Origin of the sequence: Paenibacillus cisolokensis (assembly GCF_050481165.1) — a bacterium.
In the GTDB taxonomy this organism is placed as follows: Bacteria; Bacillota; Bacilli; order Paenibacillales; family Paenibacillaceae; genus Paenibacillus_AH; species Paenibacillus_AH cisolokensis.
Genome location: NZ_JBCNFP010000031.1, coordinates 30,602 through 46,144 on the forward strand (window position 1 = coordinate 30,602; position 15,543 = coordinate 46,144).

At 58.7% G+C, this 15,543-nt stretch carries 17 protein-coding genes and 1 other annotated feature; of the genes, 8 read left to right on the forward strand and 9 right to left on the reverse strand.

Annotated features, from left to right (window positions below; translation table 11 throughout):
* Positions 1–27 precede the first annotated feature (27 nt).
* Together ABEV74_RS06260 and ABEV74_RS06265 are read right to left on the reverse strand one after the other, a co-directional pair.
* A complete protein-coding gene (locus tag ABEV74_RS06260; RefSeq protein ID WP_062491419.1) occupies positions 28–1,194 on the reverse strand; it encodes a Gfo/Idh/MocA family protein in 1,167 nt (388 codons plus the stop codon).
* The gene (locus ABEV74_RS06265) at positions 1,187–2,110 is read right to left on the reverse strand and encodes a sugar phosphate isomerase/epimerase family protein (protein ID WP_430144460.1); all 924 of its coding nucleotides are present in this window, start codon (positions 2,108–2,110) and stop codon (positions 1,187–1,189) included. The genes ABEV74_RS06260 and ABEV74_RS06265 overlap by 8 nt, the downstream gene beginning before the upstream one ends.
* 620 nt (positions 2,111–2,730) lie before the next feature.
* Here ABEV74_RS06265 and ABEV74_RS06270 point away from each other — a divergent pair.
* The 4 genes from ABEV74_RS06270 to ABEV74_RS06285 all read left to right on the forward strand — a co-directional run bounded on the left by ABEV74_RS06270 (position 2,731) and on the right by ABEV74_RS06285 (position 6,000).
* Complete coding sequence (locus ABEV74_RS06270; protein WP_430144463.1) at positions 2,731–3,492, forward strand: IclR family transcriptional regulator; 762 nt, start codon at positions 2,731–2,733, stop codon at positions 3,490–3,492.
* A gap of 78 nt (positions 3,493–3,570) precedes the next feature.
* Positions 3,571–4,344 (forward strand): SDR family NAD(P)-dependent oxidoreductase, encoded by a 774-nt coding sequence (locus tag ABEV74_RS06275; RefSeq protein ID WP_062491424.1) that lies wholly within the window; start codon positions 3,571–3,573, stop codon positions 4,342–4,344.
* Between the two features lie 42 nt (positions 4,345–4,386).
* Positions 4,387–5,280, forward strand: coding sequence for a fumarylacetoacetate hydrolase family protein (locus ABEV74_RS06280; protein WP_213531204.1), 894 nt, complete (start codon positions 4,387–4,389; stop codon positions 5,278–5,280).
* Positions 5,281–5,337: 57 nt separating this feature from the next.
* Positions 5,338–6,000 (forward strand): SGNH/GDSL hydrolase family protein, encoded by a 663-nt coding sequence (locus tag ABEV74_RS06285; RefSeq protein ID WP_430144467.1) that lies wholly within the window; start codon positions 5,338–5,340, stop codon positions 5,998–6,000.
* Between the two features lie 64 nt (positions 6,001–6,064).
* Here the strand turns inward: ABEV74_RS06285 and ABEV74_RS06290 are convergent, their stop codons facing one another.
* A complete protein-coding gene (locus tag ABEV74_RS06290; RefSeq protein ID WP_430144470.1) occupies positions 6,065–7,330 on the reverse strand; it encodes a methyl-accepting chemotaxis protein in 1,266 nt (421 codons plus the stop codon).
* A gap of 224 nt (positions 7,331–7,554) precedes the next feature.
* Here ABEV74_RS06290 and ABEV74_RS06295 point away from each other — a divergent pair, with 224 nt between their 5' ends.
* Both ABEV74_RS06295 and ABEV74_RS06300 read left to right on the forward strand, forming a co-directional pair.
* Positions 7,555–8,697 (forward strand): glycerate kinase, encoded by a 1,143-nt coding sequence (locus ABEV74_RS06295; RefSeq protein ID WP_213531208.1) that lies wholly within the window; start codon positions 7,555–7,557, stop codon positions 8,695–8,697.
* A 145-nt stretch (positions 8,698–8,842) separates the two neighbouring features.
* The gene (locus ABEV74_RS06300; RefSeq protein ID WP_062491434.1) at positions 8,843–9,268 is read left to right on the forward strand and encodes a hypothetical protein; all 426 of its coding nucleotides are present in this window, start codon (positions 8,843–8,845) and stop codon (positions 9,266–9,268) included.
* A 69-nt stretch (positions 9,269–9,337) separates the two neighbouring features.
* Here the strand turns inward: ABEV74_RS06300 and ABEV74_RS06305 are convergent, their stop codons facing one another.
* The 3 genes from ABEV74_RS06305 to ABEV74_RS06315 form a co-directional block, all read right to left on the reverse strand.
* Positions 9,338–9,559 carry an alpha/beta-type small acid-soluble spore protein gene (locus ABEV74_RS06305; RefSeq protein ID WP_062491437.1) on the reverse strand — a complete coding sequence of 74 codons (222 nt, stop codon included), beginning with the start codon at positions 9,557–9,559 and terminating at the stop codon, positions 9,338–9,340.
* A gap of 141 nt (positions 9,560–9,700) precedes the next feature.
* On the reverse strand, positions 9,701–10,642 hold the full coding sequence (locus ABEV74_RS06310) for a TIGR03943 family putative permease subunit (protein ID WP_430144473.1): 942 nt from the start codon (positions 10,640–10,642) through the stop codon (positions 9,701–9,703).
* Positions 10,643–10,677: 35 nt separating this feature from the next.
* Positions 10,678–11,721 (reverse strand): permease, encoded by a 1,044-nt coding sequence (locus ABEV74_RS06315; protein WP_430144476.1) that lies wholly within the window; start codon positions 11,719–11,721, stop codon positions 10,678–10,680.
* A gap of 120 nt (positions 11,722–11,841) precedes the next feature.
* Positions 11,842–12,098 (forward strand) — a binding site (T-box leader).
* A 93-nt stretch (positions 12,099–12,191) separates the two neighbouring features.
* Here ABEV74_RS06315 and trpS point away from each other — a divergent pair.
* Positions 12,192–13,181 (forward strand): tryptophan--tRNA ligase, encoded by a 990-nt coding sequence (gene trpS, locus ABEV74_RS06320; protein WP_062496579.1) that lies wholly within the window; start codon positions 12,192–12,194, stop codon positions 13,179–13,181.
* Positions 13,182–13,191: 10 nt separating this feature from the next.
* Here the strand turns inward: trpS and ABEV74_RS06325 are convergent, their stop codons facing one another.
* Positions 13,192–13,383 carry a DUF5325 family protein gene (locus tag ABEV74_RS06325; protein ID WP_062491442.1) on the reverse strand — a complete coding sequence of 64 codons (192 nt, stop codon included), beginning with the start codon at positions 13,381–13,383 and terminating at the stop codon, positions 13,192–13,194.
* Between the two features lie 126 nt (positions 13,384–13,509).
* On the opposite strand from ABEV74_RS06325, the gene ABEV74_RS06330 reads away from it, so the two are divergent.
* Positions 13,510–13,743 carry an alpha/beta-type small acid-soluble spore protein gene (locus tag ABEV74_RS06330; RefSeq protein WP_062491444.1) on the forward strand — a complete coding sequence of 78 codons (234 nt, stop codon included), beginning with the start codon at positions 13,510–13,512 and terminating at the stop codon, positions 13,741–13,743.
* Between the two features lie 121 nt (positions 13,744–13,864).
* Here ABEV74_RS06330 and ABEV74_RS06335 read toward each other — a convergent pair whose 3' ends face one another.
* Positions 13,865–14,857, reverse strand: coding sequence for a metal-dependent hydrolase (locus ABEV74_RS06335; protein WP_430144479.1), 993 nt, complete (start codon positions 14,855–14,857; stop codon positions 13,865–13,867).
* A 192-nt stretch (positions 14,858–15,049) separates the two neighbouring features.
* Positions 15,050–15,466 (reverse strand): spore coat protein GerQ, encoded by a 417-nt coding sequence (gerQ, locus tag ABEV74_RS06340; RefSeq protein WP_430144504.1) that lies wholly within the window; start codon positions 15,464–15,466, stop codon positions 15,050–15,052.
* Positions 15,467–15,543 lie beyond the last annotated feature (77 nt).

Here is a 15,543-nt window from a genome sequence, read left to right on the forward strand (position 1 = left end):
GGAAGCTCACGTCCTTTCATTTGCGGGTTAATGCGTGCCGGACAAATCGACAGGGGCCGCGCTCTGCAGTTCGGCTCTCTTGGAATGCCGGGAGCCTGCGATCCGCCGGTTCAGCTCGCGCTCGTACAAATCTTCGTCAAAAGGCAGGTCGACCCAATCGTCGAGCCAGGTAGACAGATGCATCGCATTGGAAATGGAAAGACCGCGTATTCCTTCTTCGCCTGGAGCGACAAGCGGCGTGCCGTGCCGGATGGCGTCGGTGAAATTTTGCATGATCCCGACATGTTCGGGGCTGCGGCCGAACGGCGGAAGCTCCACTTTCCAGCATTCCGGAGCGGCGAAAGGGACTCGGTTGCGCTTGTTGAACTCCCGTTCCGACTCGCGCAGCCGCCAAAACTGCATGTTGCCGTTCTCGACGACGATTTTGCCGCGGTCGCCGCTGACCTCGAACCGGTTCGTGCCCGGCGCTTCGCCGGTCGTCGTCACGAATACGCCGGTCGCGCCGTTCGGGTACTCGACGTAAGCGGTGACGTCGTCCTCCACCTCGATGTCGCGATGCTTGCCGAAATGGCAGAACGCCCGGATTCGCGACGGCATCATGCCGATCGTCCACTGCCACAGATCCAGCTGATGCGGACATTGGTTGATTAGCACGCCGCCGCCTTCTCCGGCCCAGGTCGCGCGCCAGGAGCCGGAATCGTAATACGCCTGCGAACGGTACCAGTTCGTGATGATCCAGTTCGTGCGGCGGATTTCGCCCAGCTCGCCGCTTGCGATCAATTCGCGCAGCTTCACGTACAGCGGATTCATGCGCTGGTTGTAGACGATGCCGAATTTGCGGCCGCTCGCCGCGGCGGCTTCGTTCATCTGGCGAACCTGCTTCGTATAGACGCCCGCCGGCTTCTCGATCAGGACGTGCAGGCCGGCGGCGAACGCTTTGCGGGCTTCCGGCGGATGATCATAATGCGGCGTCGCGATTATGACCGCGTCCACGAGTCCGGATTCGTACATCTGCTCCGACGTTTCAAAAAAGGGAACGCCGGGCAGATGGGCTTCCGCCCACTGCCGTTTTTCCGGCATGCCGTCGCAAACGGCCGCAAGCGTCGCGCCGTTGACGGCGCCGGCCAGCAAATGCTTCGCATGGCTCGCCCCCATATTGCCGATTCCTACAATTCCGAACCGTACGTTATCCATTCGTTCCATCTCCCTGCCATTCGTTCATTTGCGCCGCATATACGCGCAGCATATCCGCGGAGCCGTAAGCTCCGCTGAAATCTTCCAGACCGAGCCAGCCGTCGTAGCCGACGGCCTTGAGATCGGCGAGCACCTGCCGCCACGGCACGATGCCGCTCGCGATCGGCCGCCATCCGCAAGTCCACTCGACCGGAGACAACGGCTCGGCTTCCGGTCCGCCGCTCCCTTCGGCCTGGGGCAAGTTCGGATGCGCGCCGCTCCCGCCGCGGGCGGGCGACCATCCGGCATTTTTGACATGGACATGCGCCAGATACGGGCCGAGCAGCTCAAACCCCATCCGGTAATTTTCGAATCCTTCGTACACCATGTTGCCGGGATCGTACAGCACGCCTACTTTGTCCGGATCGAAACGCGATACGAGACGGTGGGCGAGCGAGGCGCTGGGCGCAATCGTCCGGTGATGCGTCTCCACGAGCGCCTTCACCCCATAGTCGCCTGCGAGCGCTTCCACTTCGGCCAAATAAGCGGACGCCTCGGCGAACAGGCTGCCGAAATCGCGGCTGCCGTCGTAGCCCGGGACGCCGACGCGCACAAGAGAGGCCCCAAGCGAACGGGCGATGCGAAACATGCGCTCGGTACCCTCCAGGTCGCCGCAGGACAAGTAAGGGGCCAGCGCAAGCGACCGTCTGCCCGTTGCGCGCACCGTTTGCGCCAGGGACGCCAGTTTTTCCTCCGACGCCCGTGGATCGATCGTGCAGCGGTTATTGCCCCAGAACGAGGGCGCTTCCTTCCGCACATGCTCGGGCGTTTCCTTGCATCTCCATTCGATGCCGACGATACCCGCCGCCTCGGCCGCCGAGCACAGCTGCTCCGGCGTCATGTCGGGAACCGCCACCGTAAAGACGGATAATTTCAAGCTCTATTCGCCTCCTTTGCCGGACGGGCCGCATCCGTCCTGTTGCCCGGGGCGTTCGGATCTTTGGGCGGGCTTGACTGACATTTATCGTTGTGCGAAAACGTAGGCAACAGCGCCGCCTTCCCCGGAACATGCCGAGCGTTTCTTGAAGCGGCAATGATTCAGCCTCATTGTAGCACAGTTCGAGCGGTTGGAAGGGAACGCCAAGGAAAAGGTTAATGACAGTTAAATGAGACGGCATAATGCTCGCTTACAGTCAATTGGGTTCCGGCTCATGCTGCGGCGGAAGGAGAAGGCGGCAGCCCCGGCTATCTCGGCAACCCCTGCAATCCCTGCAATCCCTGACAATCCCTGCAATCCCTGACAATCCCTGCAATCCCTGCAATCCCGGTAATCCCGGTAATCCCGGTAATCCCGGTAATCCCGGTAATCCCGGTAATCCCGGTAATCCCGGTAATCCCCTGCAATCCCCGACAATCCCTGCAATCCCGGTAATCCAGGCCCAGCTAATCTCGGCTATCCGTATGAACGGTATTGCTCGCGTAAGCGTTTCCGTGGTATGATAAGATTGCATTATACAAAACAACGGTTTTATATACTAAACCAAAAGGAAGTGGGCTTTGGCAGAGAAATACCAGGTGCCCGCCGTCCTGCGGGCCAACGAAGTGCTTCGTCTCATTGCAGCAGAACCGGCGCGCTGGAAGCTGATGGAGCTGTCGCGGCGGCTGAACGTGAACAAGAGCTCGATGTATGCGATGCTGACGACGCTGGAGCGGATGCGCTGGGTCGACAAGCTTGCCGACGATACGTATGCGCTCGGCTCCGCGATGGGGGAGTTTGGTGGCGCTTACTTCCGCCAGCACGACTATATAGCCGCATTTCACCGCGAAGCGGGGATGGCGAAGCGGCGGATCGGCGAGACGTTCCAGCTCGGCAAGCTCGAAGGCCGGGAGGTCGTCTATCTGGCGAAGGAGGAGGCGGATACGCCCGTCCGGCTGGCCTCCTCGCCCGGCATGCGCTTTCCCGCTCACGCTACGGCGCTCGGCAAGGCGATGCTGGCCGGGCTGCCGGAGGAAACGTGGCTATCGCTGTACCCGGATGGCGAGCCGCTGCAGCGGGTGACGCCCCATTCGCTTCCGAGCCGGGACGCGCTGTTCGCGGAGCTGCGCGCTGCGGCGGCGGCAGGCGTCGCGTATGACTTGCAGGAAGGCGTGCTCGGCTTCTGCTGCGTTGCCGCTCCGGTAGTGGACAGCGAAGGCCGGGTCATAGCCGGCGTCAGCTGCTCGATGACCGTTCACGAATGGGAACGGAAGCAGCAGCAGGCCGAAGCGGAAGTGCGGGAGGTCGCGAAGCGCATCTCGGCTTCCCGGCAAAGACTGTAACGGAAGGAAAAAGCGCAGGGCCGGGTCCTCGCTCTGTGCGAAGGACGCGGGGCCATATTGGGGGAGGAGCAAGCAACGATGAGGTTGAAAGACAAAGTGGTGCTGATCACCGGAGCGGGTTCGGGAATCGGCAAAGCGAGCGCGCTGTTGTTCGCCGGCGAAGGGGCGACGGTAATCGTCAACGATCTCGAGCCGGCCAAAGGCGAGGAAACCGTCCGGGAAATCGAAGCGGCGGGAGGCTCCGCCCTGTTTATTCAGGCGGACGTCACCGATCCGGCATCGGTGAAGGCGATGGTCGATACGGCAATCGGCCGGCTCGGGCGCATCGACGTGCTGTTCAACAACGCGGGCATCAGCGGCGTAGGCGCGATTCACGAGGTCGAGCCGGACGTATGGGACAAGGTGATGAACGTCAATATCCGCGGGGTCTATCTGCCGTGCAAATACGTCATTCCGCATATGATGGAGCGGCGTTCGGGCAACATCATCAACATGTCGTCCTGCATCGCCGAGATCGGCCTCGCCCGCAGGGCGTCGTACTCGGCGACGAAAGGCGCCGTGCTCGCGCTGACCAAGTCGATGCAGGTCGACTATGCGGAATACGGCATCCGGGTCAACGCGCTGCTTCCGGGCACCATTCTGACGCCGTTCGTGGAGCATTATTTGCGCACGTCGTACGCCGATCCCGAGGAAGGGTTCGCCTCGATCAAGCGGCGCCAGCTGACAGGGGAGCTCGGACGGCCGGAGGATGTGGCCAAGGCGGCGCTGTTCCTCGCATCCGACGAATCGAAATTTATGATGGGCTCGCCGCTGTACATCGACGGCGGCGTCGTATTCGGCAAGAACGCGTAAGGAGCCATATATAAGGAGCCATATAGGAGAGGAGATGCGAATATGAAGCTGTTGAATTTTAAAGAGAATGGGGACGTGCGCCTGGGCGTCGTGACGGACAAAGGCGTCGTCGACGTTGCGGCCGCTGCCGAGGCCGCCGGAATCGAAGCGCCGGCGGACGTCCATGCCGTCATCGAAGGCGGCAGCGCGGCTATCGCGGCGCTGAACGGCATTGTGGACAAGGCGCTGTCCGCGCCGGGCGGAGCCATTCGCGAGGAGGCGTCGCTGCGGCTGGCGCCGTGCGTGACGCGGCCGGGCAAAATAATTTGCGTCGGGCTGAATTACCGGAAGCATGCGGAAGAGACGAACTCGCCGATTCCACAATATCCGATTCTGTTCAACAAATTCGCCAATACGCTGTGCGGTCACGGCGACGAGGTGGCGCTCCCGAAAGTGAGCGAGCAGGTCGATTACGAGGCCGAACTCGTCATCGTCATCGGCAAGGAAGCGAAATATATCGATTCGCCGGACGATGCGCTCGATTACGTGTTCGGTTACTGCTGCGTCAACGATTTGTCGGCCCGCGATCTGCAGTTCCGCACCCCGCAGTGGCTGCTCGGCAAATGCTGCGACGGCTTCTCTCCGCTCGGACCTTATCTGGTCACGGCCGACGAAGTGGGCGATCCGAACAATTTGGCCATCTCCTGCACCGTTAACGGGGAAGTGCGGCAGCAGTCCAACACGTCCGATATGATTTTCTCCTGCAAGGAGATCGTCCACTATATTTCACAGCATATGACACTCGTTCCCGGCGACATTATCCTGACGGGCACGCCGGAAGGGGTTGTGCTTGGCTATCCGCCGGAAAAGCAAGTATACTTGAAAGACGGCGACGTTGTCACCATCCAGATCGAAAAGCTCGGTTCGCTGACCAATACGATGAGGGCGGAGCGCTGATTCGCCATCCGCAGCATGGGGGACAGCCCCGCCGGCAAGGGAGAGGGAAAACGGCTCATGAAATTGGATCGGAATGACAGGCTTGTCATGATCGGAGATTCCATCACCGATTGCGGACGCGGCCGGCCGATTGGCGAAGGCTCATCCGACGGGCTCGGAAGAGGATATGTCAGTCTCGTCGAGGCTTTCCTGACATCGGCATATCCGGAGCTGAACATTCGCGTAACGAACACCGGCATTAGCGGCAATACGGTTCGCGATTTGCAGCAGCGGTGGCAGACCGACGTGCTGGAGCTTAAGCCGCAATGGGTGTCCGTGATGATCGGGACGAACGATGTGTGGCGGCAATTCGACCGGCCGACGATGCCGGAAATCCATGTGCTGCCTGAAGAATACGAGGAAACGCTGGAGCGGCTTGTGGCGCAGACCGCTCCCAGCGTCAAGGGCATCGTTCTGATGACGCCGTTCTACCTGGAACCGAACAAGAGCGACGCGATGCGCGCGCGAATGGACCAGTACGGCGGGATCGTGAAACGGGTGGCGGAACGGAACGGCACGCTGTTCGTCGATACGCAGGCGGCGTTCGACCGCGTGCTGGAGCATGTATACCCCGCCGTTCTGGCCTGGGATCGCGTTCATCCGTCGGTCGCCGGACATATGGTGCTGGCCCGCGCCTTTCTCGATGCGATCGGGTACGAATACAAAAGGAATAACGGATAGAAGATTCGGACATGAAGACGGCGCGAGCGGCTTGTTCCCGGGGACAAGCCGCTCGCGCCGCGTTTTATTGAAGCTTGAAAATTTGAATGGTCCTCTGAAGCTGCGATACCATCTGGAGCATGCGGTTCGTATCTTCGACGACGTTCTGCAGCGAAGCGATCTGTTCGTTCATCGAGGAAGACATTTGCTCGGTGCCGGCCGCCGCCTGCTGTGTAATGGCGGATATGTTCTGGATGGCGCCGGCAATGTGCCGGGCGCTGTCCAGCATGGAGTCGCTCTGGCCTGCGAATGCGGATATTTGCTCGGATATGAAGCGCATGCTCTGAACGATTTCTTCAAAAATCCGTTCCGAATCCTTCAGCAGCTCGTTCTGCAGCCGGACGATTTCTTCGTTGGCCCGCATATGTTCGATCGCCTGCTGAATGCCGGTGTCAATATTGCGGACAAGCCCGAACACTTCTTTGGTAGCCGTGCTCGATTCCTCGGCAAGCTTGCGCACCTCCTGAGCGACTACCGCAAAGCCTTTGCCATGCTCGCCCGCCCGGGCGGCCTCGATCGAGGCGTTCAGCGACAGCAGATTCGTCTGTTCGGCCAGATCCGAGATCGTCCGCGTAATGGCCGAGATACCTTCTGCATTTTTCGCCAGATCGGCGATCGTTTCCGCGACTTTGGCGGTCGCTTCCACATTTCGTTTCATGCCCTCGGCCTGCGTATCGACAGCCTGCCGTCCTTGCTCGACCAGCTGCAAGGTCTGCTCGGAACGGCGATTCATCTCCCGTGTCGAATCGGCATAGGAGGCGACCTGCTCTTCGATCTCCCGGATCGATTCGGTCATGTCGCCGACGTCCCGGGAAATTTCGTTAGCCCCGGTAGCCAGTTCCCCCGCCGAAGCCGCAACCTGTTCCATAACCGTTTTCAACTCCTGGTTGCGGCTGTGGATGCTGTGGCTCGCCTCTGTCACGTGACGGGTCAGATTCATCGTGTTGTTCAAAATTTCGCGCAGCTTGTCGATCATGCTGTTGAACGAATGGCCGAGCTCGCCCAAGGAAGCCATCGAGGAGTTCATGTCGACTTTCTGCGTAAAATCCCCTTTGGAGATGCGGAACGCAATGGAAGTCATCTCTTCGATGGAACCGCCGATCGCCCGCTCGATCACGCGAACAACCGGGTATACGGCGCAGAGCAGGGCGAGCGCGACGATCAATGCGGCCCAGAACGAGCCTCCGCTCAAACTGGTCGTCAGCACCATGGCCGCGGACAGCAGCAGCGCGATCGCGTAGCAGCCCGTCAGAAGCTTCTTGCGCAAGGATAAGGAGTAGAACCATTGCATCTGAATACGCTCCTTTTCATAGGTATAAACGGCCATAAGTTCCGATGGTTTAGGTCGAACCGCCTGCAATAGCCGTGCCTTTATAACCAATATATCGGCAGATGCACGCACTTTTTTAAACGAGTTCCGGAAAACGTTTATTCCCGCCAAAAGTAATCTGGTATAATGCAGTCAAAGCGGAAGAAAGCGTCCGTACGATTATGGAAGCTGTAGGAGGCGGTCGAATGAAAATCGTGCTTGCGCCGGATTCGTACAAAGGAAGCATGTCGGCATTGGAAGTATGCGCCGTAATCGGGAGGGCGCTGCGCGCGGAGCTGGAAGACGCCGATATCGAGGCGCTGCCGATGGCGGACGGCGGGGAAGGAACGGTGGAGGCGATCGTCGCGGGGGCGTCGGGGCGGATCGTCGAGCTGACGGCGGCCGGATGGTCCGGTGAACCGATCGCCGCCCGCATCGGCCATATCGAGACCGAAGACGGACCTTGCGCGGTCATGGAAGCCGCCGGCCTGTTCGGGCTGCCGATGGTGAAGCCGTCCGAACGCAATCCGCTGCTCGCGACGACCAGAGGACTCGGCGATGCGATGCGTCAGGTTCTGGACCGCGGATACCGGCGGATGGTGATCGGATTGGGAGGTAGTGCGACGAACGATGGCGGGATGGGCATGCTGAGCGCGCTCGGGGCGAAATTTTGGGGACGGGACGGCGAGGAACTGGCCGGCTTCGGACGGGATTTGGCCGAGCTTGCGCGCGTCGACTTGTCCGGACTGGACAAACGTCTGGCGGAATGCGCGATTACGATCGCTTCCGATGTGGCGAATCCGCTGCTCGGAGAGCAGGGCGCGACCCGGGTTTACGGTCCCCAGAAGGGGGCGGATGCCGCTATGGTCGAGCTGCTGGAGCAGGCGATGTGCCGGTATGCCGATCAGGTTGAGGATGCGGCAGGCAAACGGCTGCGCGACTTCCCCGGCGCCGGAGCGGCGGGCGGCCTCGGTTTTGCCCTGCTGCTGCTCGGCGGAAAGATCGTGCCCGGCGCCGAAGTTTTGGAACGGATCGTCGGATTGCGCGCCCGCATAGCCCGTTCGGACTGGATTATAACCGGGGAAGGGCGCAGCGACGGGCAAACGCTGTTCGGCAAGCTGCCGCTTCATGTCGGCAAGCTTGCGCAGTCGGCCGGCAAGCCCGCGCTGCTCATTTCCGGAAGTCTGGGGACGGGCTGGGAGCGGCTTCAGCCTTACTTTGTCAGCTGCTTCTCCACGGTAACGTCACCCGTATCGCTGGAGGAATGTTTGCGGCACGCGGAGAAAAATCTGGAAGCGGCGGCGCGCAACGCCGCGCAGCTGATCAAGTATTGCAGCCGTCGGCAATGAAGCGGAGCAAGGGAAACGTAAGTGTTAATGGTCCTAAAGAACTAATAAAATGATAAATTTTGTTGAAAATAAGGGACTATTGTCTTATAATAAGCTTGCGACTGGAAACAACAAGAAATTAAGGGTAATACAAGGAGGTGAAGTGATGGATGCGGATGCGATGCCGCTAGCCCGGCAAGTAGACTTTGTTTTTCGTCAGCTGGAAGAGGAATTGACGAATGCGGTTGCCGGTACTGTACTGATACATATCCGTAACAACACGGTCGGGAAATTCGGTATTCGGCATCACCCGATCGAAAGCCGAAACGGCGAGCTCGAAAGCGCTCCCAAAGGCATGACTCCCGCTCAGGTTCAAGCGTTCAGGAGAATGGCGATCGAAGCGCTGAAGATGAAGAGAAACTGGACGCATGGCGAAATTTTATACGATTTTTCCGTCCGCGCGAACAGCGGAACATGGTCGGCAAGCATCCAGTATGAATCGAATTACAATATGGCGAGCACGATGTTCCGGTTTCAGCCGAAGCATCCGGGATACCGGGAAGCGAACGGCTCCGGCTCGGCTTTCCGGTAAACGCGAAAAAGAAAAATGCTGCTTTGGGGCAGCATTTTTCTTTAATGTATGGATGTATGGAGGTGAAACTTACCGGTATTGTCCAGCGAGTTGCTGTTCTGCGATTTGTACAAGACGGCGGGTGATGTAGCCGCCGAGTGCGCCGGTGTCACGGGTTGCCATATACCCGTAATAACCGTCCTGCGGGATTTGAATGCCAAGCTCCTGGGCGACTTCAAATTTCATTTGGTCGAGCGCCGCGCTAGCTTGAGGTACAACAAGAGAGTTGCTGCTGCGGGATTGTCCAGCCATCGTATTCACCTCCTTTTGGTACCCTTAGTATGGTCCCGCTGGATGATTTTATGCGACTCCATTCGACAAAATGGAAAAAAATTCGATTCCATTGCAAAATTCGGGGATATACGATTGGGAACATCCGGATCGGAATAGGGTTCAGCCCGCGAAATCTTCATCGAAACCGGCATTCGGATAGACATACGGCGATTCGGGCGCCTCGATTTCTTCGACCGTTTCCGCCTGCAGCAGCAGAACTTCATCGCCGTTGAAATCGGCCGTCGTCAGCTTGCCGCTGACGCGCACCCACTGATCCGGATGCAGCCGGTACGCTTCCGGCCATTCGGTGAGCAGGCCGTAAGGCATGGAATCGGCCGAGCAGCAATTCATGGCGAAGCGGCCGACGGCGAACCGATCGGTTCCCATCCCTTCTTCGCGATAGACGAAACCGCGGATTTCCACCGTTTTGCCGACAAAACGTTGGCGGTACAGATCAAGCGTTGTCAGCGTCTCGATAAACAGGTTCTCTTGCACCGCGATGCGCTCCATTTTGTACAACCGCTTCCCGTATTCGGCATGAGCCGCCGTATATTCATCGGCCGGGAACAGGTTGTCCGGATCGATTCCTTCTGTAGATGTTGCGTCCGCGGAGGCGTCTCCGTCCGGCCGCTGCGGCGCGGCGTCGCCGGCCGACCAGCGGTTCGCGATTTCCGCGCCGCCCAAAGCCATCCCTTTTTTATCGGCGAGGCTGCTCCCGAGTGTCGCATCCGGCATCAGGAAACCGAGCACGACCGGCAAAACGAACAACCCGTTAACCAGAACGTTTTTCCATACGGACGGGGACGGGCCGTGCGCATGTCCGCAGTCGCAATCCGCCTCCTTGCTGCCGTCAATCCAGATGCGAAACGCTTGATAAGCCTGGCAGGAGGCCGCCGCATACAGCGCGAGCGCCGACAGCTTGACGTACATCTCCATACGGGGAGCGATATACAGGCCGATCGAACCGGACCGCACCAGATAGACGATGAAAAAGGCATAGCCGGCAAAAGCCGCCGCACGAACGAGATGATGAATCAGCGATGAACGCATCGGTTTCGACATCGTATCCCTAACGCCTCCTTCCGCAGCATGCGCCGTTACGACCAGAAGATTCGTCCGATGAGCCAGGCGCCGGGCAGCACGAGCGCAACCGTCAGCGCCAGCAGGACGAGCACGATTTTGAAGCGGAACGCGGACAGCAGCATGAGCATATTTTTGAAATCGATCATGGGCCCGAACACCAGAAACGCCAGAAGCGCGCCGGGAGGAAACATGCCGTTGAACGAAGCGGCGATAAAGGCGTCGGAAGTGGAACAGATGGAAAGGATAAAAGCGAAACCGGCCATAAAAGCGTAGGACAGCCACAAATGTCCGGCAATGGCGGCGATCGCTTCGCGTCCGACCGCCGTCTGGATAAGGGCGGTCAGCAGCGCGCCGAAAATCAAATATTTGCCCATATCGAAGCATTCTTCCGATGCGTGGTGGAGGACGGCGCCGAGCCGTCCCTGCCGTGCCTTCGCCCGGCCGGCGTCATGCCGATGGGAATGACCGCTCTCATGAATATGCGGCGCGTCATCCGGCGAAACTTTCAAAGGATCGGTACGGACGAAGCGGTAAAGCAGCAGACCGATGACAACGGCTACGGCAAAGCCAAGTCCCATACGCGCCCATGCCATATCCGGCTGAAGCCGGAAAGCGGTAACGGTCGACGTGTAAACGACCGGATTGACGATCGGTCCGGCCAATAGGTAGACGATGCCGATATAGGCCGGCATCCCTTTGCGTATGAGCCGGCGCACGACCGGAATCATACCGCATTCGCATAGCGGAAACAAAATGCCGAGCAAGCCGCCGAACACGGCTCCTGCGACAGGGCGGCGCGGCGTCAGCTTGCGGATCAACCGGTCCGAGACGAAAACCTGGATCAGCGCGGAGAAGATCACGCCGAGAAGAAGGAAAGGGAAAGCCTCCAGAACAATGCTGACGAACAAAATTTTGAACGATTGGAGGTGCGGGGCGTCGATCCAATCGAACCAAGCGGACCAATCCGACCAATCCCGCGTTGTCCCGATCAGAATCGCCATCCCCAGGCAGCATAAGGCGAGTAACGGTGTGCCATATCGGAATACAAAAGCCGGCATCGTGTACCTCCCTTCTTCTTGGTAATCATTACGACTACTATACGGTATGCGGCTTGTACCCAAAATAAGACCAACGAACATTGTCGCCTTGACATTGACGGCCCGAGCGGTATAATCATTGGTAACGCGATGATGGGAAAGAGTACATTCGGGTGAATGCGGCAGAGAGCCGGTGGTTGCTGCGAACCGGCGCATGCCCGGAATGGAATGGGTCCCGGAGTCGGCAGAAGGGATGCGTAGGGGTCTGGTTCCGATCGAAGTTCCCGCGCAGAATGTCTGTCCGGATGATCCACGTTACGGATTCGAAAGGCCGGTTTGTCCCGATTGCATTCGGAACGACGGCGAATAAGGGTGGCACCACGGTCCTCGTCCCTTGCGGGAGAGGGCTTTTTTGCGTTTTATCGCAGACAATTTCGATGGAAATCAGCAGGTAATTTTAGGGAATTTCATGAAAGGCGGGGATCATGATTATGAAACGGGTATTATCCGGCATTCAACCGAGCGGCCAATTGACGCTCGGCAACTACATCGGCGCGATGCAAAACTTTGTCAAGCTGCAGCATACGCACGATTGTCTGTTTATGGTGGTCGATCTGCACGCCATCACCGTTCCGCAGGAGCCGGAGGCGCTGCGCGAGCAGACGGAATCGGTCGCTTCGCTGTTCATTGCGGCAGGCATCGATCCCGCGAAGGCGGCCGTATTCGTACAGTCGCACGTACCTGCCCATGCCGAGCTCGGCTGGCTGATGACCACGCTCGCTTACATGGGCGAGCTGGAGCGGATGACGCAGTATAAGGAGAAATCGGCGGGCAAAGATTCGATCGGCGTCGGACTGTTCGTTTATCCGACACTGATGGCCGCGGATATTCTGCTCTATCAGGCCGATCTTGTGCCGGTCGGCGACGACCAGCGGCAGCATCTGGAGCTGACGCGCGATCTGGCGCAACGGTTCAACGGCCGGTTCGGCGATTATTTTACGGTGCCGGAGACGTATACGCCGGAAGTGGGCGCGCGCATCATGTCGCTGGACGATGCTTCGAAAAAGATGAGCAAGAGCAACCCGAATCCGGGCAGCTATATCGCCCTGCTCGATCCGCCTGATGTCATTCGCAAGAAGATCAGCCGGGCGACGACCGATTCCGGACGCGAAGTCCGTTACGATCCGGCGAACAAGCCGGAGATCAGCAACCTGATGAGCATCTTCTCCCACTGCTCCGGCGAATCGCTTGCCGAAATCGAAGCGCGCTTCGACGGGCAAGGCTACGGCGCGTTCAAGAAGGAGCTTGCCGAGCGGGTTGTCTCCGTTCTCGAACCGCTGCAGGAAAGATACCGTCAAATCCGCAGCTCGGGCGAAATTCACGACATTCTGCGCCAGGGAGCGGAGAAGGCGTCCGCCATCGCGAACAAGACGGTTGCCGAAGTGCGGGAGCGGATGGGCTTCCTGGCGGCGAAGCGCTGACTTGGCGCGATTACAAATTGCCGCTGTCGGTGCCTTCCCGGCGGCGCAGCCGGGCCCGGACGATGAATCCGGCCCCGATATTCGCAACCGTCAGCACGAACAGCAGCACGGCGAGCCAACCGTTATGAGCAATCGAGACAGCCGTCGCCATCATAAGCAGCACGGTGACGACGGCAAACAGCAGGGATAGCGATTTGGGCATACGAATATCCTCCTGAAAAAATTTTCGCTTCGCATCGCGGCGCGGGCATAGAATTCCGCTGACCGTACATAATAAGCTTGCAAGCTTGCAACAGAACACAGCGTAGAGATTGAAAGGAGACGTTCGATTATGGCAGGTCAATCCCGCAGCAGCAATACATTGGTAGTGCCTCAAGCTCGCCAAGCTTTGGAACAATTGAAATACGAAGCCGCTCAGCAACTGGGCGTGCAAATTCCGCAAGACGGCTACTACGGCAACATCGCAACCCGCGATGCCGGTTCGCTCGGCGGATATATCACGAAAAAGCTGGTCCAAATCGCGGAGCAGCAACTGTCCGGCCAAGGCGGCCAATTCCGCTAATCGTCAAACGACAAAAAACGGGCTCAAGGGTTATCCTTGAGCTTTCTTTTGTTGTTTGCAGGCAAGAAGCATGCCGCTTGCACGCAGCATGCTTCTATTGTGACCGATTGCTTCCGGGGCGTCAATATGTCGTCATTCGAAGCCTTTTGGCCAGCCGGTCGTCGCTCAGCCACCCGACGTACGATCCGAGCGTTTTATAGTTGCGGTCCATCATCAGCACGGCGACGAACGGATATTGCTTGCGGTAGCGATAGCGGACGTCCGACCATCGGACCTCGTATCCCCAATCATGCTCCTTCACTTCCGCGCAGGCATAAGAAGTAAAATAAAGAAAGGAGCGGACGGCCGGGTCGCTTTTCGATTTTTCCACCGCAGGATGGTCGGAGCAGCGGGCCGTATCCGCCCAATTCAGCCTGCCTTTCCGCAAATCGCCGATCGTGAAGCTGCCGTCGGCGTTGTGCCTGACCACGTTCCAGGCTGCCAGATTTACGGTCGGAATAAGAATGTACCGGTTTGCGGGCAACGTCTCGCCGAGCGGATCGAGCTTGGGGAGCATGGCCGAAATGCGGCGATGCTCCAGCGTCCTCCATGCAAAATAAAGAATTAAAGCGCCGTACAGCAGCGGAAACATGAGGGACGGCTCGACAAGGCCGAAAGCCCAGAGCACAATGGCCACGACATGGGAGAAGAAAATGACCGGGTCGAATATATGAATAATATTCCAGGAAATCCACTTCTCCGTGAAAGGCCGCATCGCCTGCGTGCCGTAAGCGTTGAACAGGTCGGTGACGATATGGATGACGACGCTGAGAAGCACCCATCCCCCCACCGTAATGAGCGGCAGACTGCCGCGGTAGGCAATTTGCAGGGCGGCGGTAATCAATACCGTCCATATCGCAATTGCCGGCAAGGAGTGCGTCGGTCCCCGGTGGTTGCGGATATACGCCGCATTGCTGTGAAAGCGAAGCAGACCGTCGAGATCGGGCGCCTGCGATCCCGCTACCGTACCGATCAGCACGGCGGTGTGGAGCGATTGATCGCCCGCGATAGCCGGATCGACGGCGGCAAGACCGGCAAGGCCGATGCCCATGACAAGATGTGTACCGGAATCCATGAATCGTCCACTTCCTCACGTTGTAATGTTCTGTCCAGTATACGCTTTAAGTATTTCACAGGTTAGCAAGTTTCATGACGATTAAGGAAAGAATAACGGAAATCCGACAACGGCGCGGGCAGCCGAAAAGAAAAAAGAACGCTGTCTTAAGCGTTCTCTGGCTATTCTGGCTATTTTATGATAAAACAAGCGTCAACGTCCCGAAGCCATGCCGTTCGTCTGGTACGGCGTCGTCTCCGTAACGACCCCGCCCTGGAACGGATATTGATACTTGATCGGGCCGTCGAACGTGACGTAATCGAGGTTCAGCGTAAGCAGCAAATACCGCATGCCGGTCGAAGGATCGCTGATGACGATATGGTCCCGGCCGGCCGCTTCGATTACGCCGCGGAACACTTTGGCGTTCCATTCGCGGTTGTTCTCGTATGTCATGTAAAAAGTAGCCATTTTGCCGCGGTTCATGCGCAAAATGTTTTCAACGTACGACTCTTCCGACGGCGGGGCGGTCACGATGGTGCAGCCGCTCGGCGTAATGACGGACCCGCTGGGCACGCTCGGCGGCATGGGGGCGCCGTAATGTTGGCCCATAGTCGGATAACCGCCATGCATGGCAGAACCGTATCCGCCTGCTCCGTACCCGCCCATTCCGTATCCGCCTGCACCGTAGCCGTCGAATCCGCCGTAAG